Raw genomic sequence first — 18,490 nt, forward strand, 5'->3', positions numbered from 1 at the left:
CAAGACAGTGCACGCCGCCATCAGGGGCTGCGCGCGTCGATGGCTTCGGCCACTTCCTGGGCGCGCTTCAACGTCAGCACGATCAAGGGCACGATCAGGGCGATGGGATGGGCACCCAGGCCACGCGCAGCCTGTGCTTCGCGGATCTCTTGGAAATTGCGCCAAATCTCTGGAATAAAGCGCAGGGCCAACGCCAACGCCAGCGCCACCTTGCTGGCGTCCACCAAGCCGATGCGTTCAAACGGTATCAGCGCGCGCTCGCACACGCCGATCAGGTCCGAGGTACGGGTCGACAGCGTGACCGCCAGCGCCAGCCCCACCATGGCCCCCACGCGCAGCACCACGGCAAGCGCCTCGACCCAGCCCTGAAAGCCGCCCGTGAACAGCGCGACAGCCAACAGCACCCAGATCAGCCCCTGCAATTGCCGCCAGACGGCGGCGGCGGCGACGCCGGTGGACCAGACCAGCCCCGCAGCCACGGCGAACGCCAAAGCCAGCCAGCGCGGGTCGCGAAGCATGAACAGTCCCGCCCCCGCCGCGATCAGCGCCGCAAGCTTCAGCCATGCCGGCAGCCGATGCAACGGCGTCTGGCCGGCGACGTATAGCGGCTCCATCATGCGCAGTGCTCCCGGTACCAGCGCAGCGCGGCGGCCGGCGTGTCGTCGGCAGCGATGCCGCCATCGCGCACGACCAGCACGCGGTCGAAATCCTCCAGCAATTCCAGATCGTGGCTGACGACAATGGCGTCATGAGGCAATGCGGCGATCGCGCTGCGCACGCGATTGCGATTGCGCAGGTCAAGTTGGGTCGTGGGTTCGTCAAAGACGATCAGCGCCGGCTCCATCACCAACACGGCGGCCAGGGCCACCAACTGACGCTCGCCGCCCGACAGGGTGTGGCTCGTGCGGTCGGCAAGATGGCCTACTCCCAACGCGCCCAATTGGGATTCGATGCGGGATTCGCGCAGTGCCTTGTCGGGTTCCAGGCGCTTCAGGCCAAACGCCAGGTCTTCCCGCACGATGGGGAAAACGATCTGATTCTCGGGATTCTGGAAGACAAAGCCAACTCGCTGGCGGACGGCCTTCAGGTCTTTCCGGGTATCCAGCCCATCCACCCGCACGCTCCCCGCGGAGGGCAGCACCAGGCCGTTGACCAAGCGCGCCAACGTGCTCTTGCCTGCGCCATTGGGGCCGACGATGCCGATGCGGCGTTCAGCCAGGGTCACGCTCACCCCGCGCAGCACTTCCGCCTGGGGCGTGGATACTACCGCCTGGTCAAACTCGATTAACATGGGGCGGGATTATGCCCGAACCATTTCGGGCATCGGGACTCCAAGAGCTTATATGGAAAAAGTACGCAAATCCGACGCCGAATGGCGTGCACAGCTTTCCCCCGAAGAATACGTGGTCACCCGCGAAAAGGGTACTGAACGCGCATTCACCGGGCGTTACTGGAATACGACCACGCCTGGCATCTACCGCTGCGTGGGCTGTGGCACCGCCCTGTTCGCATCCGACACCAAATTCGATGCCGGCTGTGGCTGGCCCAGTTACTTCCAGGCGCTTGACCCGGAACTGGTGCGCGAAGAGCGCGATGTCAGTCACGGCATGGTGCGCACCGAAGTGCTGTGCAACGTCTGCGATTCGCACTTGGGCCACGTTTTTCCCGACGGCCCCGAGCCCACCGGGCTGCGCTATTGCATCAACTCCCTGTCGATGACGTTTGAACCCATAGAAGACTGATGAAGAAGTTTCTGTTCGACCTGTTTCCGCTGTTCCTATTCTTCATCGCCTACCGGTACACGGATATTTTCATCGCCACGGGTGTCGCGATGGCGGCCGCCGTGCTGCAAATCATCTGGTTGAAGGCAACGGGCCGCGCGACCGAAGCGATGCACTGGATCAACCTGACCGTCATCCTGGTTTTCGGTGGTGCCACGATCTGGCTGCACAGCGACGTTTTCATCAAATGGAAGCCCACGGTGCTGTATTGGCTGTTCGGCGGCGCACTGCTGTTTGCCCGTTTCCTGCTTGGCCGCAACCTGATCCGCAACCTGATGGGCAAGCAGATCCAGTTGCCAGATGCCGCCTGGGACAAGCTGAATCTGGTCTGGGCCGCGTTCTTCCTGATTGCCGGCGCCCTGAACCTGTTCGTGGCGTTCTCCGGCCATTTCACGGAATCGCAATGGGTCAGCTTCAAGGCCTTTGGCCTGATGGGCCTGATGGTCGTCTTCGTGATCGGCCAGTCGGTGTGGCTGGGCAAGCACATTCAAACTGACGAAAACACCGGCTCCGATACGCCGCCGACCAAGCCCTGATCCGCCAGACGGCCCTACCATCGGCGCGTCCGCCCGCGGGCGGGACGCGCCGGAACTTTCACATTGCCGCCATGTCAGACACCACCGACCGCATCGCCCTGATCCGAGAGCGCCTAGCCGCCCTGGAACCTCTTACTTTGGACATTCTGGACGACTCGCATTTGCATGCCGGCCACGAAGGCAGTAAAAACGGCGCCGGCCACTATCGCGTGCACATCGTCGCGCCTTGCTTTGCAGGGCTCTCCGCCGTAGCGCGACATAGGCTGGTGTATCATCATTTGCAAGATTTGATCCCCTATCCGATTCATGCGCTTGCGCTAGATGCCCAGGCTCCCAAATAGAAAGTCAAAGGATATTCATGAAACGCATCGTCATGCTGGCTGCGGCCTGCGTCATCGCCGTGCCTGCTTTCGCGCAAAACGTGGCAACCGTCAACGGTAAAGCCATTCCGCAAAAGAACCTGGATCAATTCGTCAAGCTGCTGGTCAGCCAAGGCGCGACCGATTCGCCGCAACTGCGCGAACAGGTCAAGCAGGAAATGATCAACCGCCAGATCTTCGTGCAAGCCGCCGAATCCACCGGCATCGCCAAGCAAGCCGACGTTCAGACCGAAATCGAACTGGCCCGCCAAGGCATCCTGGTCCGCGCGCTGATGGCCGACTACCTGGCCAAGAACCCGGTGTCGGACGCCAAGGTCACGGCGGAATACGACAAGATCAAGAAGGAACAGGCTGGCAAGATGGAATACAAGGTCCGTCACATCCTCGTCGAAGACGAGAAGACGGCCAATGACCTGCTGGCCCAGATCAAGAGCAACAAGAGCAAGTTCGACGACCTGGCCAAGAAGAATTCCAAGGACCCCGGCAGCGCCGAAAAGGGTGGCGATCTGGGTTGGGCTCCCCCGACCAACTACGTCCAGCCGTTCGCGCAAGCCGTGACCCAGCTGAAGAAGGGCCAATTGGTCGACAAGCCGGTGCAAACCCAGTTCGGCTGGCACATCATCATGGTTGACGACACCCGCCCGGTGGAATTCCCCCCGCTGGACCAAGTGCGTCCGCAACTGGAAGAAATGCTGCGCCAGCAAACCCTGGCCGACTACCAGAAGCAACTGCGCGACAAGGCCAAGATTCAGTAAGCCTGCGCCAGACCAGAAAACTGCCCGCCAATGCGGGCAGTTTTTTTTCGCCCTGTCGTTTTGCCGCGATCGGCGGCGAGGCTAGCTTTTGTTAATATTGCGAACCATTCTCAAACCTATTAGCCAAACTGACCCATGCCCTCTCTTGATCGCGCCCAGCATGACGCCCTGCGCGACCTGTACCGCACGCATCATGGCTGGTTGCTGGGCTGGCTGCGGCGCAAACTGGGTTGCGCCTTCGACGCGGCAGATTGCGCGCACGATACCTTCTTCCGCCTGCTGGGCAACAACGAACTCGCGCAGTTGCAGACACCGCGCGCCTATCTGACGACAGTCGCGACACGCCTGATCGTTGACCGAGCGCGGCGCCGCAAGATCGAGGTGGCGTGCCTGGAAAGCTGGGCCACGCTGTACGGGCAAGCCAGCACGCCATCCTCTGAATCCCTGGTCCAGGCCGTGCAAGCCCTGGATGCGCTGGCTGCCCTGCTGCACACGCTGCCTGAAAAACCGCGCACGGCATTCTTGCTGCACCGGCTCGATGGCCTAACCCACGCGCAGATCGCAGAACAGTTGGGTATATCGGCCAGCATGGTCAAGCAATACATCGCCAGCGCGCTGGTGCATTGCTACACCGCCACCTTTGGCGCGCCGGCAACCGGCTCGGGCTCCGCATGACCGCCACCGTACCCGCCGACGGCCCGCATCCCGCGCAGTCCATTGTGGAACGCGCCGCGCAATGGTGCGCCACGATCCATGGCGGCGACGCTACAAGCGCCGAACTTGATGCCTGTCGGCGCTGGCGGGCCGAACACCCCGACCACGAACTGGCCTTGCGCCGCCTGGAAGCAGTCTGGAGCGGTTTCGACACGGCGGCTGCCTGTACCTCGCCCGTAGCGGCGCGCCAGATCATTGCAGCATCGTTAACGCCCGAGACACGCCGCCCCCGCGCCAAAGCGGCCGCCTTGCTGGCCGCCATCGTGACCGCTGCGGCGGTCTGGGCCGGCCTGCGTGTGGCGCCCCCCGCCTGGCTGCTGGCCGACCATCGCACCCGCACGGGCGAATGGCGCGTGGTCGAACTACCCGACCACAGCCGCATCACGCTCAATACCGATTCCGCCATCGACGTGCAATACGACGGCGCCCAGCGCCTGATCGCGCTGCGCCGCGGCGAGATACTGGTGGAAGTAGCCAAGGAAGCCAGCGGCCGCCCCTTCATCGTACAGACGCCGGACGGCACCGCACAGGCCTTGGGCACACGTTATGTCGTGCGTTTGGCTTCCGGCCACACCGATGTCAGCGTCACCGAATCCATCGTGCGCGCCTGCACGGCCGCGGCGCCTGCGGCCTGCGTGCAGCTTGCCTCCGGCCAGCGCGCGCGCCTGTCGCCGGCCGGCGTGGCGGGGTTGCCAGACGTCGATCCCGAGGCCGCCCAGGCGTGGACACACCGGAGCCTGGCCGTGGACAACCAGCCGCTGGCATCGGTGCTGGACGAATTGGCTCGCTACCGCAACGGGCGGATTTCCTATGACGCCAGTGCATTGGCCGGCCTGCGCGTATCGGGCGTCTTTCCGCTAGACGATACCGACCGCGCCCTGCAAGCACTGCTCTCGAGCCTGCCGCTGACCATCCGGCGCTGTACCCCATTGCTGGTAGTAGTCGAGCCGCGCTGATTATTTTTCAATCGCGACTGTCCATTCCTGGTTTTGGTTCGTCATGACTCATGAGAAGCCCAGTTTCGGGAAAGGAACCCTACGTCATGAGTCACCCGCAATCCTCCACCCGCGCCCTGACGCACCATGTTTTTGCCGCACTGCTTGGCGCGGCGATGGTTACGGCGACAATGCCCGCCGCCCATGCCCAGCAGGCCGCTGCCCTCCAGGCCGATATCCCTGCGGGCCCGCTTGCGCCAGCCCTGAACCGCTATGCGCAACATGCGGGACTCGCCCTGTCGTTCGATCCGGCGCTCGCGCAAGGTCAATCCACGCAAGGCCTGCGCGGGGCCGCGACACCCGAGCAGGCGTTCAGCGCGCTGCTGGCCGGCACCGGTCTGCAAGCCGTACGCGGCGAAGGCAATAATAGCTACACCCTGCGCCGGCAACCCGCAACGGGCGATGTCAGCATCCTGCCCGCTGTGACGGTCACCGGGCGGCCGGAGAACGCCTGGGGCCCCGTCGAGGGTTACGTGGCCCGCCGCAGCGCAACCGCCACCAAGACCGACACGGCCTTGATCGAAACCCCGCAATCCATCAGCGTGATTTCGCAGGCCGTCATGGAGGCCCAGGGCGTCAATCGCGTCGACGAAGCCTTGCGATATTCGGCCGGCGTGCGTACAGAACCCATTTATGACACTCGGCGCGGCACGTTCTTCATCCGCGGCTTCAACGTGTCAAACAACGGGCAGTACCTGGACGGCATGAAACTGGCCTACCCGGGCGGCTATGCCGGGTGGGAAGTCGACCCCTACACCCTGGAGCGCCTTGAAGTTCTGCGAGGCCCCTCGTCCGTGCTGTATGGACAGAACGTGCCCGGCGGTCTGGTCAACCAGGTCAGCAAGCGCCCGCAGGATGCCGCGGCGCATGAGCTGTCGGTCCAAGGAGGCAGTTTCGACCGGGCTCAGTTGGCGGGTGACTTCACCGGCCCGATCGGCGCGCAAGGCAAGTGGCTATACCGTCTGACGGCCGTGGGCCGCGAGAGCGGAACGCAAACCCGCCATGTGGACGACGACCGGGTACTGATCGCGCCATCGCTGACCTGGAAACCCAATGCGGACACCTCATTGACCCTGCTGGCGCAATACCAGAAAGACCGCACCGGCAACACCGCGAACTTTCTGCCAGCCAAGGGCACACTCTGGTCCACTGACAATGGCCGCATCCCGGTCGATTTCTTCAGCGGCGACCCGACCTACGACGCGACGGACCGCCGCAAGCTGCAGGCCGGTTATGTGCTGGAGCATCGTGCCAACGACATGCTGACCCTGCGTCAGAACCTGCGCTATTCCACCCTGGAGGTTGATTACAAAAGCCTGGGCGCCAACGGCGGCTGGGTAGAGCCGCGCGAGCCGCTGCAAAACCTCAGGCGCATCTCGTTGCTGAGCCAGGAGGGTTTCCAGTTGTTCTCGCTGGATAACCAGGCACAGATCAATCTGGACCATGGCGCCCTCAAGCAGACCCTGCTGTTCGGCGCCGACTACCAGGAGTCCCGCTTCAAGCGTCTGTACGGACTGCGCACCGCCGCGGTCACGCCCATCAACGCCTTTGACCCGGTCTACGGTTCGCCATTCCCCGGAGCGCGGCCCACGGCATCCAACGAAACCAATCAGACTCGCCGGCAATTCGGCCTGTACGCCCAGGACCAGTTAAAGCTGCATGAAAAATGGGTGCTGCAACTGGCAGGCCGTTTTGACTGGGCGCGCTCCAGCACCGACGAAACGACCCTGTCGACGGGTGCGGTCAAAAGCACGCCCACCGACGACGGCGCATTCAGCGGCAAGGCGGGCTTGGTGTACCTGTCGGACACGGGCCTGGCTCCCTATGTCAGCTACAGCCAGTCATTCGAACCGGCCAGCGGCTCGGATTTTGGCGGTTCGCCTTTCAAACCCACCCGCGGCAAACAGGTCGAACTGGGCGTGAAGTACCAGCCGGCGGGCGGTAACAGCTTCGTGCAGGCCTCGGTCTTCGATCTGCGCCAGACCGATGTGCTGACCGCCGATATCCTGCACCCCGGGTTTAGCGTACAGACGGGCGAGGTCCGTTCGCGCGGGCTCGAATTGGAAGGCACCTGGGCCGTCACGCGCGATCTGAACCTGATGGCCTCCTACACCTACAACGATGCCAAAGTGACGAAAGCTGCGGCGACCGCCGTCAATCTGGGCAAACGGCCGGCCTATCTTGCCGATCATATGGCCTCGGTCTGGGCCGACTACCGTATTGGTGGATCAGGTCCGCTGGCCAATCTGTGGTTCGGCGCCGGGGTGCGCTACATGGGTTCCACCAACGATATTCCCGACACCTTCAAGGTGCCGGCATATACGCTGGTGGATGCGGCATTGCGCTACGACTGGAACCGCTACCGGCTTTCGCTGAACGCCAGCAATCTGTTCAACCGCCAGTACGTCGCGGCATGCGACAGCGTGACGAACTGCTATTACGGCATCGAGCGCGCGATCATGGCCAAGCTGAGCTACCACTGGTAGACGAAAAAAGGTTGCGGGCCTCAGGGCACGCAACCTTTTTCCGCGGAGGTAGGACACGCCTAGGACATGCCCAACAAGGCCTTCAGCGCGTCTTCGTCCAGCACCGTCACGCCCAGTTCCTGGGCCTTGGTGAGCTTGCTGCCGGCCTCTTCGCCGGCCACCAGGTAGGCCGTCTTCTTCGACACCGAGCCGCTGACCTTGCCGCCCGCCGCCTGGATGTGCATTGACGCCTCTTCGCGCGTCCAGTTGGGCAAGGTGCCCGTCAGCACGAACGTCTTGCCGGCCAAGGTCGTGCCTTGCGGTACCGCTTCGGCCACCGGATTCACGCCCTGCGCCTTCAATTGTTCAATCACGTCACGGTTGTGCTGCTCGGCGAAGAAGCGGCGGATCGAGGCCGCCACCACCGGCCCCACATCCGGCACGGACGACAGCGCGTCCTCATCGGCATCCATGATGGCGTCGATGCTGCCGAAATGCCGCGCCACGTCGCGCGCCGTGGTCTCGCCCACGTGGCGGATGCCCAGCGCGTACAACAAGCGGTTCAGCGCTGGCGCGCGCGCCTTGTCGATGGCCGCCACCAGGTTATCGGCAGACTTCTGGCCCATGCGGTCCAGGCCCACCAACTCCAGCGGACGCAGGCTGTACAGATCGGCCAGCGTCTTCACGCGGCCGCTGTCGACCAGTTGATCCACCAGCTTTTCACCCAGGCCTTCGATATCCAGCGCCTTGCGGCTGGCCGCGTGCCATAGGGTTTGCTTGCGCTGCGCGCCACAGAACAGGCCGCCCGTGCAGCGCGCGATGGTTTCGTCTTCCAACCTTTCAATGGCCGACCCGCAGACCGGACAAGCCGTCGGCATGACGAATTCCTGTGCGTCTTCCGGCCGTTTTTCCAGCACGGGGCCCAGCACTTCAGGAATGACGTCGCCCGCGCGGCGCACAATGACCGTGTCACCGATGCGCACGTCCTTGCGACGAATCTCGTCTTCGTTGTGCAAGGTGGCATTGGTGACGGTCACGCCGCCCACGAATACCGGCTTCAGGCGCGCAACCGGAGTAATTGCACCGGTGCGGCCGACCTGCACCTCGATATCCAGCAGGGTCGTGGTGGCCTCTTCGGCGGCAAACTTGTGCGCCAGCGCAAAGCGCGGCGCACGCGCCACAAAGCCCAGCACCTTCTGGGCCGGCAGCGAATCCACCTTGTAGACCACGCCGTCGATGTCGTAGGGCAAGGTCGCGCGCATCTGGCCGACCTTGGCGTAAAAAGCCATCAGGCCCTCGGCGCCGGTCGCGCGATGGTTATGCATCAGATTGACCGGCAGGCCTAGCTCATGCAGCCACGCGAGCATGGCACCATGCGATTTTTCGGGCAGTTGCGACGCTTCCCCGGCACCGGCCGAGGCTTCATCGAACAGGCCGCTTTGCTTGCCGGGCAAGCCTTGCACCTCGCCCCAACCATAGGCGAAGAAGCGCAGCGGGCGCTTGGCCGTGATGCGCGGATCCAGCTGGCGCAGGCTGCCGGCCGCAGCATTGCGCGGATTGACGAACACTTTCTCGTCGCGCTTGGCCTGAGCCACGTTCAGTTTTTCAAAGTCGGCGCGGTTCATCAGCACTTCACCGCGCACTTCCAGCACCTTCGGGGCGGCGCCCTTGAGTTGCAGGGGAATCGCCTTGATCGTGCGGATGTTGGACGTGACGTCCTCGCCCGTCTGGCCATCGCCGCGCGTGGCGGCCTGCACCAGCCTACCGTCTTCGTAGCGCAGGCTGATCGCCAGCCCGTCCAGCTTCAGTTCACAGAAATAATCGGCCTGCTGCGCCGGGCCCAACAGGCCGGCACCCCGCAACGTGTCCGTCACGCGGCGGTCGAACGCCGCAACCTCTTCTTCGTCGAACGCATTGTTCAGCGACAGCATGGGCACCGCATGGCGCACGCTGCCAAACGCCGAGACCGGCGCAGCGCCCACACGTTGCGTGGGCGACTCGGGCGTGACCAATTCGGGGTGCTCGGCCTCAAGCGCTTCAAGCTGGCGCATCAAGCCGTCGTACTCGGCATCCGAGACCGACGGTTCGTCGTAGACGTAATAGCGGACGTTGTGCTGTTCAAGCTCTGCGCGCAAGCGCGCCGCGGCCTCGGCCGCGGATTCCCCTCCGGGCGCGCTGCTCATTAAGCAAACACCCGTTGAGCGCGCTCGCTTCCGGCGGGCAAGCCCGCTTGTTCGAGCTGAGCGAACAGCAATTGCAGCCGTTCGTCGATGACGGTTTCCGAACCATCGGCAAGCGGCTTGCCTTGGTCATCGACCAGTTCGGCGCGCAGGCGGGCGGCCAAGTCACGGCCCACATCGACCATGCGGCCAAAGGCGCGGCCATCCGCCGGCGCGCATGGCACGTCCAGCAGCAGGTACAGGCGTTCAACGCCCCCCATGCCGGCATCGAAGGCCGCGCCGTCAGCGCGCGACAAGGTGAAGCGGGTCACGCCGTTCTCGGCAGGCCAGGCCAACCGGTTGCCGTCCGCCACGAAACCCGTATCACGGGCCACGGACAGAACTTCAGCGGCAGGCTGGGCGGCGCCCAGCATCAAGGTCAGGCCAACCTGGGTATCCAGGGCGGCGCAGGTGTCATCCAGGCGGGCGCCCTGCTCCAGCACGGCTTGCTGGTCCGGGCCCTCGATCGTGGCGTCAAAGCGTTCGGCCATGTCCTGGGCCCGGGCCCAGGCCTGGGACCATTCAATGGCGGTCAGCGGGCCACTGCGGTTGGCCAGCAACACCGCCAATTGCATGGATGCATAGGACTCGCCGGCATGCACCCGAGCGCGATGGCGGCGCTGGTCGGTTTCGGCGAACACGCGCATGGGCTTGCGGCCCACGTGGCGCAGGCTTTGCATGTAAGGCAGCAGGTCGGCACCGCGTACCGGCTCGGCGAAATTGATCTCGATGACCACTTCGCAAGCGGGATCCGGTTCCTCGGTATCGTCGGCATCGCTGCCAGCATCCACCGGCGCCGGCTGGCCCTGCGCGCGAGGCGCATCGCCACCCATGCCGGGCTCGCGGCGGGAAGCCGCCGCGCCGGTCGCTGCCGCCGTGCCGCTGGCCGCGGCGGCGCCGCCCAGCAGGGGATCCTGCTCGGACGTGGGGAAATGGCTCTGCATCTTGCGCCGGACGCGCCGATCCTGCCACCAGTTGAATCCCAGCACCAGCAGTATCAGCAAGACGCCCAGGGCTATCAGCCCGATCTGCAAATCACTCATGTGTAAATCCCGCGCCAACAGGGCGGCGCCTTTCTAAATATTGGGTTTATGCCGCTTCGGAGGCCATCATTTGCACGGCCGAATCTATATCTACCGCAACGATACGCGAAACCCCTTGCTCTTGCATGGTTACCCCGATCAGTTGCTTTGCCATCTGCATGGCGATCTTGTTGTGCGAGATGAACAGGAATTGGGTTTGTTCGCTCATGTTGGCGACCAGGTTCGCATAGCGTTCCGTGTTGGCGTCGTCCAGCGGCGCGTCCACTTCGTCCAGCAGGCAGAACGGCGCCGGATTCAGTTTGAACAGCGCAAACACCAGCGCGGTCGCGGTCAGTGCCTTTTCGCCCCCCGACAGCAGGTGAATCGTGCTGTTGCGCTTGCCCGGGGGCTGCGCCATCACCTGCACGCCAGCGTCCAGGATTTCCTCGCCGGTCATGCTGAGCTTGGCCTCGCCCCCACCGAAAAGCTTGGGGAAGAGTTCGCCAAAGTGACCGTTCACGATGTTGAACGTCTCTTGCAGCAGTTCGCGGGTTTCGCGGTCGATCTTGCGGATGGCGTCTTCCAGGGTTTCGATGGCGGTCATCAAGTCCTGGTTCTGGGAATCCAGGAACCCCTTGCGTTCGCGCGAGGTGTTCAGTTCGTCCAGCGCGGCCAGGTTGACCGAGCCCAGAGACTCGATCTGGCGCGAGATACGACCCACTTCCTGCTGCAACCAACTGGCGCGGCGCCATTCGTCCGGCTGGTTGGCCAGATCCTGGGCCAGCGCCTCGCGGTCGACTTCCCGGGCATTCAATTGCTCGGTGAATTGTTCTTCGGCCAGGCGGGCAGCCTGTTCCTGCAACTGTAGTTCCATGATGCGCGCGCGGCGCGGTTCCAGCGTTTGCTCTTGCTGCTGCCGGTCTTCGTCGGCACCGCGCAGCAAGGCGGCCAGATTTTCCATTTCCTGGCGTGCGCGCGACAGCGCTTCTTCACGCTCGGCGCGCGATTCCAGTGCGTCCTGCAAGCCGGCCTGGGAGGCGGAGGCGTCCAGTTCGGCCAGGTCCACCATCAGTTGCTCAAGCTCGACCGAGCCGCGCTGGCTCTGGTCGGCGGCCAGTTGCTGGTTGCGCTGCAAATCGGTGATGCGGACCTGGATGCCGCGTTCAGCGAACTCGGCTTCCTGGGCGGCGCGCTCCAGCTCGCGCAGGCGGGTTCGGGCCGCCTCGGCCTGGGCGGCCAGCGTTTCACCATCGATCTCGGCGTCGGCGAAGCGGGATTGATGCTCGGCCAGTTCCTCGTCCAGGGTCTCGAAGCGGGCTTCAGCCTCTTCGCGGGTGGCTCGCAGGTCTTCTTCCTGGACCTTGATTTCTTCCAGGTCCTGGCGCAAGCGCGATGCGCGTTCGCCGGATTGCTCCGCCTGCTGCTGCAAGCGCGAGTGTTCCAGCTGGATGTCGTGCACCCGGCGCGTGACCTCGGCCACGCGCGTGCGCGCCGGGGCGATGGCCTGGGACACCTGCTGCCATGCAGCTTCGGCGCGGGCGACGCCAGCGCGCGCCTGATCGGCGATCAGTTGCTGCGCCTTGATCTCGCGTTGCAGGTTTTCAATTTCTTGCTGGCGGGCCAACAGGCCAGCCTGCTCGGAGTCCGGCGCGTAAAACCGCACGCTGTGCGCGTCGATCAGATGGCCGGCCTTGACCACGCAGGCGCTGCCCGCGGGCAAGGTGGCGCGCATGGCCAGGGCCTGCGTCACGTCGGTGGCGGTATAGATGCCCGCCAGCCATTCGTTCAAGAGCGTGCGCAGGTCGGGATCGGTGATGCGCAGCAGGCTGGCCAGCGGCGTCAGCCCGGCAGGCGCGGGAGGCACCGGGGCCGCGACCGGCAATTGGTAGAACGCCAGGCGGGCAGGCGGCGCATCTTCGGCGAAGGCGCGGGCCCAGTCCAGGTTGCGCACTTCCATCGACGCCATGCGCTCGCGCAGCGCGGATTCCAGGGCGGTTTCCCAGCCCGGCTCCACATGCAGCTTCTGCCACAGGCGCGACAGGCCGGCCAGTTCATGCTTGGCCAGCCAGGGCTCAAGCGCGCCCTGCTTCTGCACGTCTTCCTGCAACTTCACGAGCGCCGACAGGCGGGCTTCCAGGCGTGCCAGGTTCTGCGCATCGGTCTGGGCGGCGGCCTGGGCGCGGCTGCGCTCGGCGTCCGCTTCCGGCACGCGGCCTTCCAGCGTGGCCAGTTCTTCCTGGGCTTCTTCCAGCTGGTCTTCGCCCGCCAGACGGTCGCCGGCCAGTTGCTCCAGGCGCACCGGGTCCGGCGCGTGCAATTCGCGCAGTTCCTGCTGCAAACGCTCGCGGCGCTGCTCCAGGACCTGCATCTGGCGATCGGCGTCGCGCTGGGTTTGGGCAACCAGCGCCAGGTTCTGTTCAACACGAGCCAGGGCGGCGCGCATTTCGTCGCGGCCCGAAGCGGCTTCGCGCACACGTTGCTCAACCGAGGGCAGGCCCGCCTGGGCATCCTCGGCGGTGGCACGCGCCTCTTCGGTGCGGGCGGCAGCGGTGGCCAGGTCATCCTCGGCCTGGGCGATCTGTTCGGTGCAGTGTTCGCGCTGGCTCGTCCATTCCGCGATCTGCTGCTGCAACTGGTCGCGGCGCGACTGCAAGCGGTTGCGGGAATCCACCACGTGGCGGATTTCGGCTTCCAGGCGGCTGACCTGGGCGTTGGCTTCGTACAGCGCGCCCTGGGAGGTGTGGACGGCATCGCTGGCGGCGTAGTGGGCCTGGCGCCGGGATTCCAGCGCGGCTTCGCCCGCTCGCAGCCCGGCAATGGCGGCTTCCAGTTCATTCTGGGCCTGCGCCATTTCCTGGACTTTCTTGGCGCGCTCTTCGCGCGCCCCGGTTTCCTTCAGGAACCACAGCGCATGCTGCTTCTTTTCGCCGTCAGCCTGAAGTTCGCGGTAGCGCGTGGCCACTTCGGCCTGCGCTTCCAGCTTTTCCAGCTGGCTGTTCAATTCCCGCAGGATGTCTTCGACGCGGGTCAGGTTCTCGCGCGTGTCGGACAAGCGGTTTTCGGTTTCGCGGCGGCGTTCCTTGTAGCGCGACACGCCGGCCGCTTCTTCCAGGAATACCCGCAGTTCTTCGGGACGCGCCTCGATCAGGCGGTTGATCATGCCCTGCCCGATGATGGCGTAACCACGCGCGCCCAGGCCGGTGCCCAGGAAGATGTCGTGGATGTCGCGGCGGCGGACTTGCTGGTTATTGACGAAATAGCTGCTGGTGCCATCGCGCGTCAGCACGCGGCGCACGGCGATTTCAGCGTAGGTGCTCCATTGGCCGGCGGCACGCCCTTCGCTGTTGTCGAACACCATTTCCACGGATGCCCGGGCGGCCGGCTTGCGGTTGCCAGAGCCGTTGAAAATGACGTCCTGCATGGACTCGCCGCGCAACTCGGAGGCCTTGGCCTCACCCAGCACCCAGCGTACTGCGTCAATGATGTTCGATTTTCCACAGCCGTTGGGACCCACCACGCCGACCAATTGGCTGGGCACGGGGATCACGGTGGGATCAACGAAGGACTTGAAGCCGGCGAGTTTTAGCTGAGTGAGACGCACAGTACGATGACGACGGGGTGGGTTGAACGAAAGGCGTTAACGGACCTGCCGCATAGATTGCAAACCGGCCCATCAAGGGCCGGCTCACACATGGGTCGTATGATACCGCAGGCAGTCTGTCCCTAAACGTGAACAACGGTCAACCCGCGGGCAAACGCTCAATGGGTTCCCGTCCGGCCACCGGCTATACTCCCTGACACTTTTTGGCACGACACATAATTTTCACGCGGACTGGCCAGGCCCAGGCCAAAGAACGGGGACATTCTTGAAACGTGGTTTCTATCTGGTCATGGCCGCGCAGGCCTTCTCGTCATTGGCGGACAATGCGCTGTTCATCGCAGCAATCGCCTTGATACAGGAACTGCATGGCCCCGACTGGTTGGCGCCCATGATGAAATGGTCGTTCGCGCTGGCCTACGTGGTGCTGGCCGCCTTTGTCGGCGCCCTGGCGGACTCCTTCCCCAAGGGGCGGGTGATGTTCTCCACCAACGCCCTGAAAGTCGCCGGTTGCCTGCTGATGTTCTCGTACGCCAGCATTGGCGTCGCCCCCGAATATCAGACGTATCTGGTGTGCGCGGCCTACGCCGTCGTGGGTATCGGCGCTGCCGCGTACTCGCCCGCCAAATACGGCATCGTCACCGAAATGCTGCCCCCGCACATGCTGGTCAAGGGCAACAGCTGGATCGAGGGCCTGACCGTCTTCTCCATCATCCTTGGCACCGTGCTGGGCGGCCTGCTCATCTCGTCCTCGGTTTCCACTGCGCTGCTCAGCCACTCGTTCATCGGCGGCCTGGTCCGCACGCCTGCCGAGGCGGCCATCCTCGTGATCGCCTTCGTGTATCTGCTGGCAGCGCTGTGCAACCTGATGATTCCGCGCACCCATGTGCGCTATCCGCCGCAGCAAAAGAACCCGGTGCGCTTGATCCGCACGTTCTGGGGCTATGTCTGTGTGCTGTGGAAGGACAAGCTGGGACAGATCTCGCTGGCCGTCACCACCTTGTTCTGGGGCGCCGGCGCAACCCTCCAGCTGATCGTCATTGAATGGGGCCGCAGCCACCTGGGCTATCAGCTGGACAAGGCTTCGATGCTGATGGGCGTGGCCGCGCTGGGCACCGTGGTGGGGTCGATCCTGGCCGGCCGCATCCCGCTGCGCCGCGCCTTGGCCGTGCTGCCGGTCGGTGCCGCCATGGGGTTGGTCGTGCTGCTGATGCCGCTGGTCTATTCGCCCTGGAGCGTCTACCTGCTGCTGTTGATCACGGGCGGCCTGGCGGGCTTCTTCGTGGTGCCGATGAACGCCCTGCTGCAACATCGCGGCCACGTGCTGCTGTCGGCCGGCCATTCCATTGCCGTGCAGAACTTCAACGAACAGCTCAACATCCTGCTGATGGTGGCGATGTACACCCTGCTGCTGTGGCTGCAACTGCCGATCAACATCATCATCGTCATCTTTGGCACCGTCGTCGCCGTGCTGATGGTCGTGTTCATGCGCTGGAGCAAGCGCAACATGTTGGCCAACCCCGGCCTGCACGATCAGATCGGCCAGGAAGGCCACGGCCGCGCCCTGGATTCCACGCACTAAGCTGTTGATATCCCAATAAAAAAACCGGGCACAAGCCCGGTTTTTTTATTGTCTGTCCCTGCCGCAGCCGGCGGGCAATCAGACCATGCGCGACGCCAGTTTCAAGTCCTGCCAGGCGCGCGCCTTTTCGGACGGGCTGCGCAGCAGATAGGCCGGGTGGTAGCTGACGATGACCGGAATCTGCGCACCTTCGTCCGTTTTCAATTGATGCACGCGGCCGCGCAGGCTGCCGATCGTGGCATCCGTTCCCAGCAAGGTCTGCGCCGCGAAGCGGCCCAGCACCAGAATGCGCTCGGGCTTCAGCAAGGCGATCTGCCGCATCAGGTACGGGCTGCAAGACGCGATTTCCTCGGGCTTGGGATTGCGGTTGCCCGGAGGACGGCACTTGATCACGTTGGTGATGAACACGTCGGTGTCGCGGCTCATGCCCACGGCGGCCAGCATGGCGTCCAGCAACTGGCCCGAGCGGCCCACGAAGGGGTGGCCTTGCCGGTCCTCTTGCTCGCCCGGGGCTTCACCCACGACCAGCCAACGGGTAGGCGTTGCGCCCTGTCCGAATACGGCATGACGCCGACCTTGGCACAGGCCACAGGCGGTACACGCCACGACTTGCTCGCGCAGTTCATCCAGCGTCGCGTTCTTGGCCGCGTCCGCCACCGAAATACGCGGCGCTTCGGCGGTTTCTTCCGCAGCCGCCTTGGCCACGGGACGAGGCGGCGGGCCGGTACGGGTCAGGATGGACGCCGGAATACCTGGGCGCCCGGTCGCACGTTCGGTTGGAACGACAAGCTGAGGCGCCACCGCGTCGCCAGAGACTTGTTCAGGCGCGGCGGACGTGACTGGCGCAGGTGCCGCGTTCGGCGAGAGGACCGCCGGCGCAAGGCCGGGCGCTTCCAAAACCGCTTTTGAAACAGGCACTTGCGGCACAACGGCCGGACGAGCCGCAGCCGGCGCGGGGCGCATCCACAGGCGCTCCATGCCAATTTCCCGCAGCCAGATGCGCTGCAAGGGATTGACGCGAGGGGCTGCCGGCTTAGGGACGGCGGTCGGCAAGGTCATGCCGCTTCCTCCGTCAGGACGGCAAAGCGCTTTTGCAGGACCAGGGCGTCTTCACGAGCCCCTTTTGCGGCCGGGTAATAGCCCCGGCGCACGCCAATCTGTAGATAACCATGATGTTGGTAGAAGCTGACCGCCGACGCATTGGACGGGCGGACTTCCAGCAAGACGCCTTCCAGGCCGCGCTGGCGTGCCTGCTGCTCGCACCAATCGAGCAGCACGCCGCCCAACCCCTGGCGGTGCAAATGCTTGTCCACGGCAATCACCAGCAGGTGCGCCACGTCAGGCGCGAACATCAAGATGCAGAAACCCGCTACCTTGCCGTCGCGCCGCAACACCCAGGCGCCGTACCCGGCGGCCAGAGCGTCCGCGAAATTGCCGCGAGTCCAGGGAAACGCCTGCACATGGGCTTCCAATGCCACGACCTCATCCAGATCCGCTTCCGTGAGCGGCTGGGGTACCAGGGGCGCCAGCGATGGCTGCGCCTTGGGGTTGCCGCCTTCGCCGCGCATGCGTTCAGCCGTGGTGAAGGCCACTTTGTCGCGCACGTAGAGCGGCGCGGCCTGTTCAGGCGGCAGGGCCTCGCCGCGCAACCAACCCAGGCGGGCCAGGCACGCCACGCTGGCGGCTTCCGGCCGTTGCGCATCAGCGGCACGGCGCCATCCGGCGGGGTGCGCCATGTCAGCCGCATAGGCGTCCCAGGCGTCACCGGCCAGCACCAGATTCAACGATTGGCCCGCCTCGCCCGACCACATGGGCAGGTGGTGCGCGGTCCAGGGCACGACCTCGGCCGCCGCGATCAGCAGCGGCGACTGCAAGACTTCCCAGCCGGACTCCCCTTCCGAGGCGGCAATCGGGCGGTAAACCGCCAGATAGACCTCGTTCATGCGGGCGTCCAGCGCCACGACAATGGCGTCGGACACTGTGGCGTCCGTCACCTGGGCAGCAACCGCCTGGTGGGATACGATGGGCAGTACGGGTATGCCCAAGCCCAGGCCCATGCCCTGGGCGACGCCGCAAGCCACGCGCAGCCCGGTAAACCCGCCGGGACCCTGGCCAAACGCCACCGCATGCAGGGCCGACGGGGCCAGTCCGGCCTCGGCCAGTAGCTCGTTGGCCATCGGCAAGAGCCGTTCCGCGTGCTCCTGGGATCCCTCGTGCTCCCGGGTCCTGACCTCCAGGCGGCCGTCGACCGACCGCAAAAGGGCCACGCCGCAACGGGACGAAGAAGTTTCCAAAGCCAGCAGGTTTAGTTCCATAGATGCAGATTGTACGAAATACGGCGACGACGCCCCCGGTTGTAAGGGGGATTTCAACCATCGTTCGCAATGTGTAATATCTTGTGAACGCCCACTAGCCGCTGGTTCTTGTCACTGTTACATTTCCG

Annotated in this window: 15 protein-coding genes; 8 read left to right on the forward strand and 7 right to left on the reverse strand. The window is 64.6% G+C overall.

The features are described 5' to 3' along the window. Positions 1-20: 20 nt before the first annotated feature. Together HV753_RS20705 and HV753_RS20710 are read right to left on the reverse strand one after the other, a co-directional pair. Entirely contained in the window at positions 21-617 is a 597-nt protein-coding gene (locus HV753_RS20705; protein ID WP_175176469.1) for an energy-coupling factor transporter transmembrane component T family protein, read from the reverse strand. Then, a complete protein-coding gene (locus HV753_RS20710; protein WP_175176470.1) occupies positions 614-1,291 on the reverse strand; it encodes an energy-coupling factor ABC transporter ATP-binding protein in 678 nt (225 codons plus the stop codon). Before HV753_RS20710 ends, HV753_RS20705 begins: the two co-directional genes overlap by 4 nt. Positions 1,292-1,343: 52 nt before the next feature. Here HV753_RS20710 and msrB point away from each other — a divergent pair, with 52 nt between their 5' ends. The 7 genes from msrB (at position 1,344) to HV753_RS20745 (ending at position 7,647) form a co-directional block, all read left to right on the forward strand. Continuing rightward, positions 1,344-1,742, forward strand: a complete 399-nt coding sequence (gene msrB, locus HV753_RS20715) for a peptide-methionine (R)-S-oxide reductase MsrB (protein ID WP_175176471.1) — start codon at positions 1,344-1,346, stop codon at positions 1,740-1,742. Further along, positions 1,742-2,317, forward strand: coding sequence for a septation protein A (locus HV753_RS20720; RefSeq protein ID WP_175176472.1), 576 nt, complete (start codon positions 1,742-1,744; stop codon positions 2,315-2,317). The genes msrB and HV753_RS20720 overlap by 1 nt, the downstream gene beginning before the upstream one ends. 71 nt (positions 2,318-2,388) lie before the next feature. After that, complete coding sequence (locus HV753_RS20725) at positions 2,389-2,658, forward strand: BolA family protein (RefSeq protein ID WP_054424111.1); 270 nt, start codon at positions 2,389-2,391, stop codon at positions 2,656-2,658. Positions 2,659-2,675: 17 nt separating this feature from the next. Continuing rightward, positions 2,676-3,452: a peptidylprolyl isomerase gene (locus HV753_RS20730; RefSeq protein ID WP_175176473.1), complete on the forward strand. Its 777-nt coding sequence runs from the start codon at positions 2,676-2,678 to the stop codon at positions 3,450-3,452. Between the two features lie 135 nt (positions 3,453-3,587). After that, a complete protein-coding gene (locus tag HV753_RS20735) occupies positions 3,588-4,127 on the forward strand; it encodes a sigma-70 family RNA polymerase sigma factor (protein WP_175176474.1) in 540 nt (179 codons plus the stop codon). Beyond that, positions 4,124-5,122: a FecR family protein gene (locus tag HV753_RS20740; RefSeq protein ID WP_175176475.1), complete on the forward strand. Its 999-nt coding sequence runs from the start codon at positions 4,124-4,126 to the stop codon at positions 5,120-5,122. The genes HV753_RS20735 and HV753_RS20740 overlap by 4 nt, the downstream gene beginning before the upstream one ends. Positions 5,123-5,208: 86 nt before the next feature. Further along, positions 5,209-7,647, forward strand: coding sequence for a TonB-dependent siderophore receptor (locus HV753_RS20745; RefSeq protein ID WP_175176476.1), 2,439 nt, complete (start codon positions 5,209-5,211; stop codon positions 7,645-7,647). A gap of 59 nt (positions 7,648-7,706) precedes the next feature. Here HV753_RS20745 and ligA read toward each other — a convergent pair whose 3' ends face one another. Genes ligA through smc form a run of 3 tightly spaced genes read right to left on the reverse strand, consistent with a single transcriptional unit; the run spans position 7,707 to position 14,468 of the window. After that, a complete protein-coding gene (gene ligA / locus HV753_RS20750; RefSeq protein WP_175176477.1) occupies positions 7,707-9,809 on the reverse strand; it encodes an NAD-dependent DNA ligase LigA in 2,103 nt (700 codons plus the stop codon). Further along, positions 9,809-10,888, reverse strand: coding sequence for a cell division protein ZipA C-terminal FtsZ-binding domain-containing protein (locus tag HV753_RS20755; RefSeq protein WP_175176478.1), 1,080 nt, complete (start codon positions 10,886-10,888; stop codon positions 9,809-9,811). The genes ligA and HV753_RS20755 overlap by 1 nt, the downstream gene beginning before the upstream one ends. 46 nt (positions 10,889-10,934) lie before the next feature. Next, positions 10,935-14,468 carry a chromosome segregation protein SMC gene (gene smc, locus HV753_RS20760; RefSeq protein ID WP_175176479.1) on the reverse strand — a complete coding sequence of 1,178 codons (3,534 nt, stop codon included), beginning with the start codon at positions 14,466-14,468 and terminating at the stop codon, positions 10,935-10,937. A 265-nt stretch (positions 14,469-14,733) separates the two neighbouring features. Here smc and lplT point away from each other — a divergent pair, with 265 nt between their 5' ends. After that, positions 14,734-16,047, forward strand: a complete 1,314-nt coding sequence (gene lplT / locus HV753_RS20765; protein WP_175176480.1) for a lysophospholipid transporter LplT — start codon at positions 14,734-14,736, stop codon at positions 16,045-16,047. Between the two features lie 78 nt (positions 16,048-16,125). Here lplT and HV753_RS20770 read toward each other — a convergent pair whose 3' ends face one another. Then, on the reverse strand, positions 16,126-17,106 hold the full coding sequence (locus tag HV753_RS20770) for a uracil-DNA glycosylase (protein WP_175176481.1): 981 nt from the start codon (positions 17,104-17,106) through the stop codon (positions 16,126-16,128). Beyond that, on the reverse strand, positions 17,103-18,362 hold the full coding sequence (tsaB, locus tag HV753_RS20775) for a tRNA (adenosine(37)-N6)-threonylcarbamoyltransferase complex dimerization subunit type 1 TsaB (RefSeq protein WP_175176482.1): 1,260 nt from the start codon (positions 18,360-18,362) through the stop codon (positions 17,103-17,105). Before tsaB ends, HV753_RS20770 begins: the two co-directional genes overlap by 4 nt. Positions 18,363-18,490: the final 128 nt, after the last annotated feature.

Origin of the sequence: Achromobacter pestifer (assembly GCF_902859625.1) — a bacterium.
Lineage (GTDB): Bacteria > Pseudomonadota > Gammaproteobacteria > Burkholderiales > Burkholderiaceae_B > Achromobacter > Achromobacter pestifer.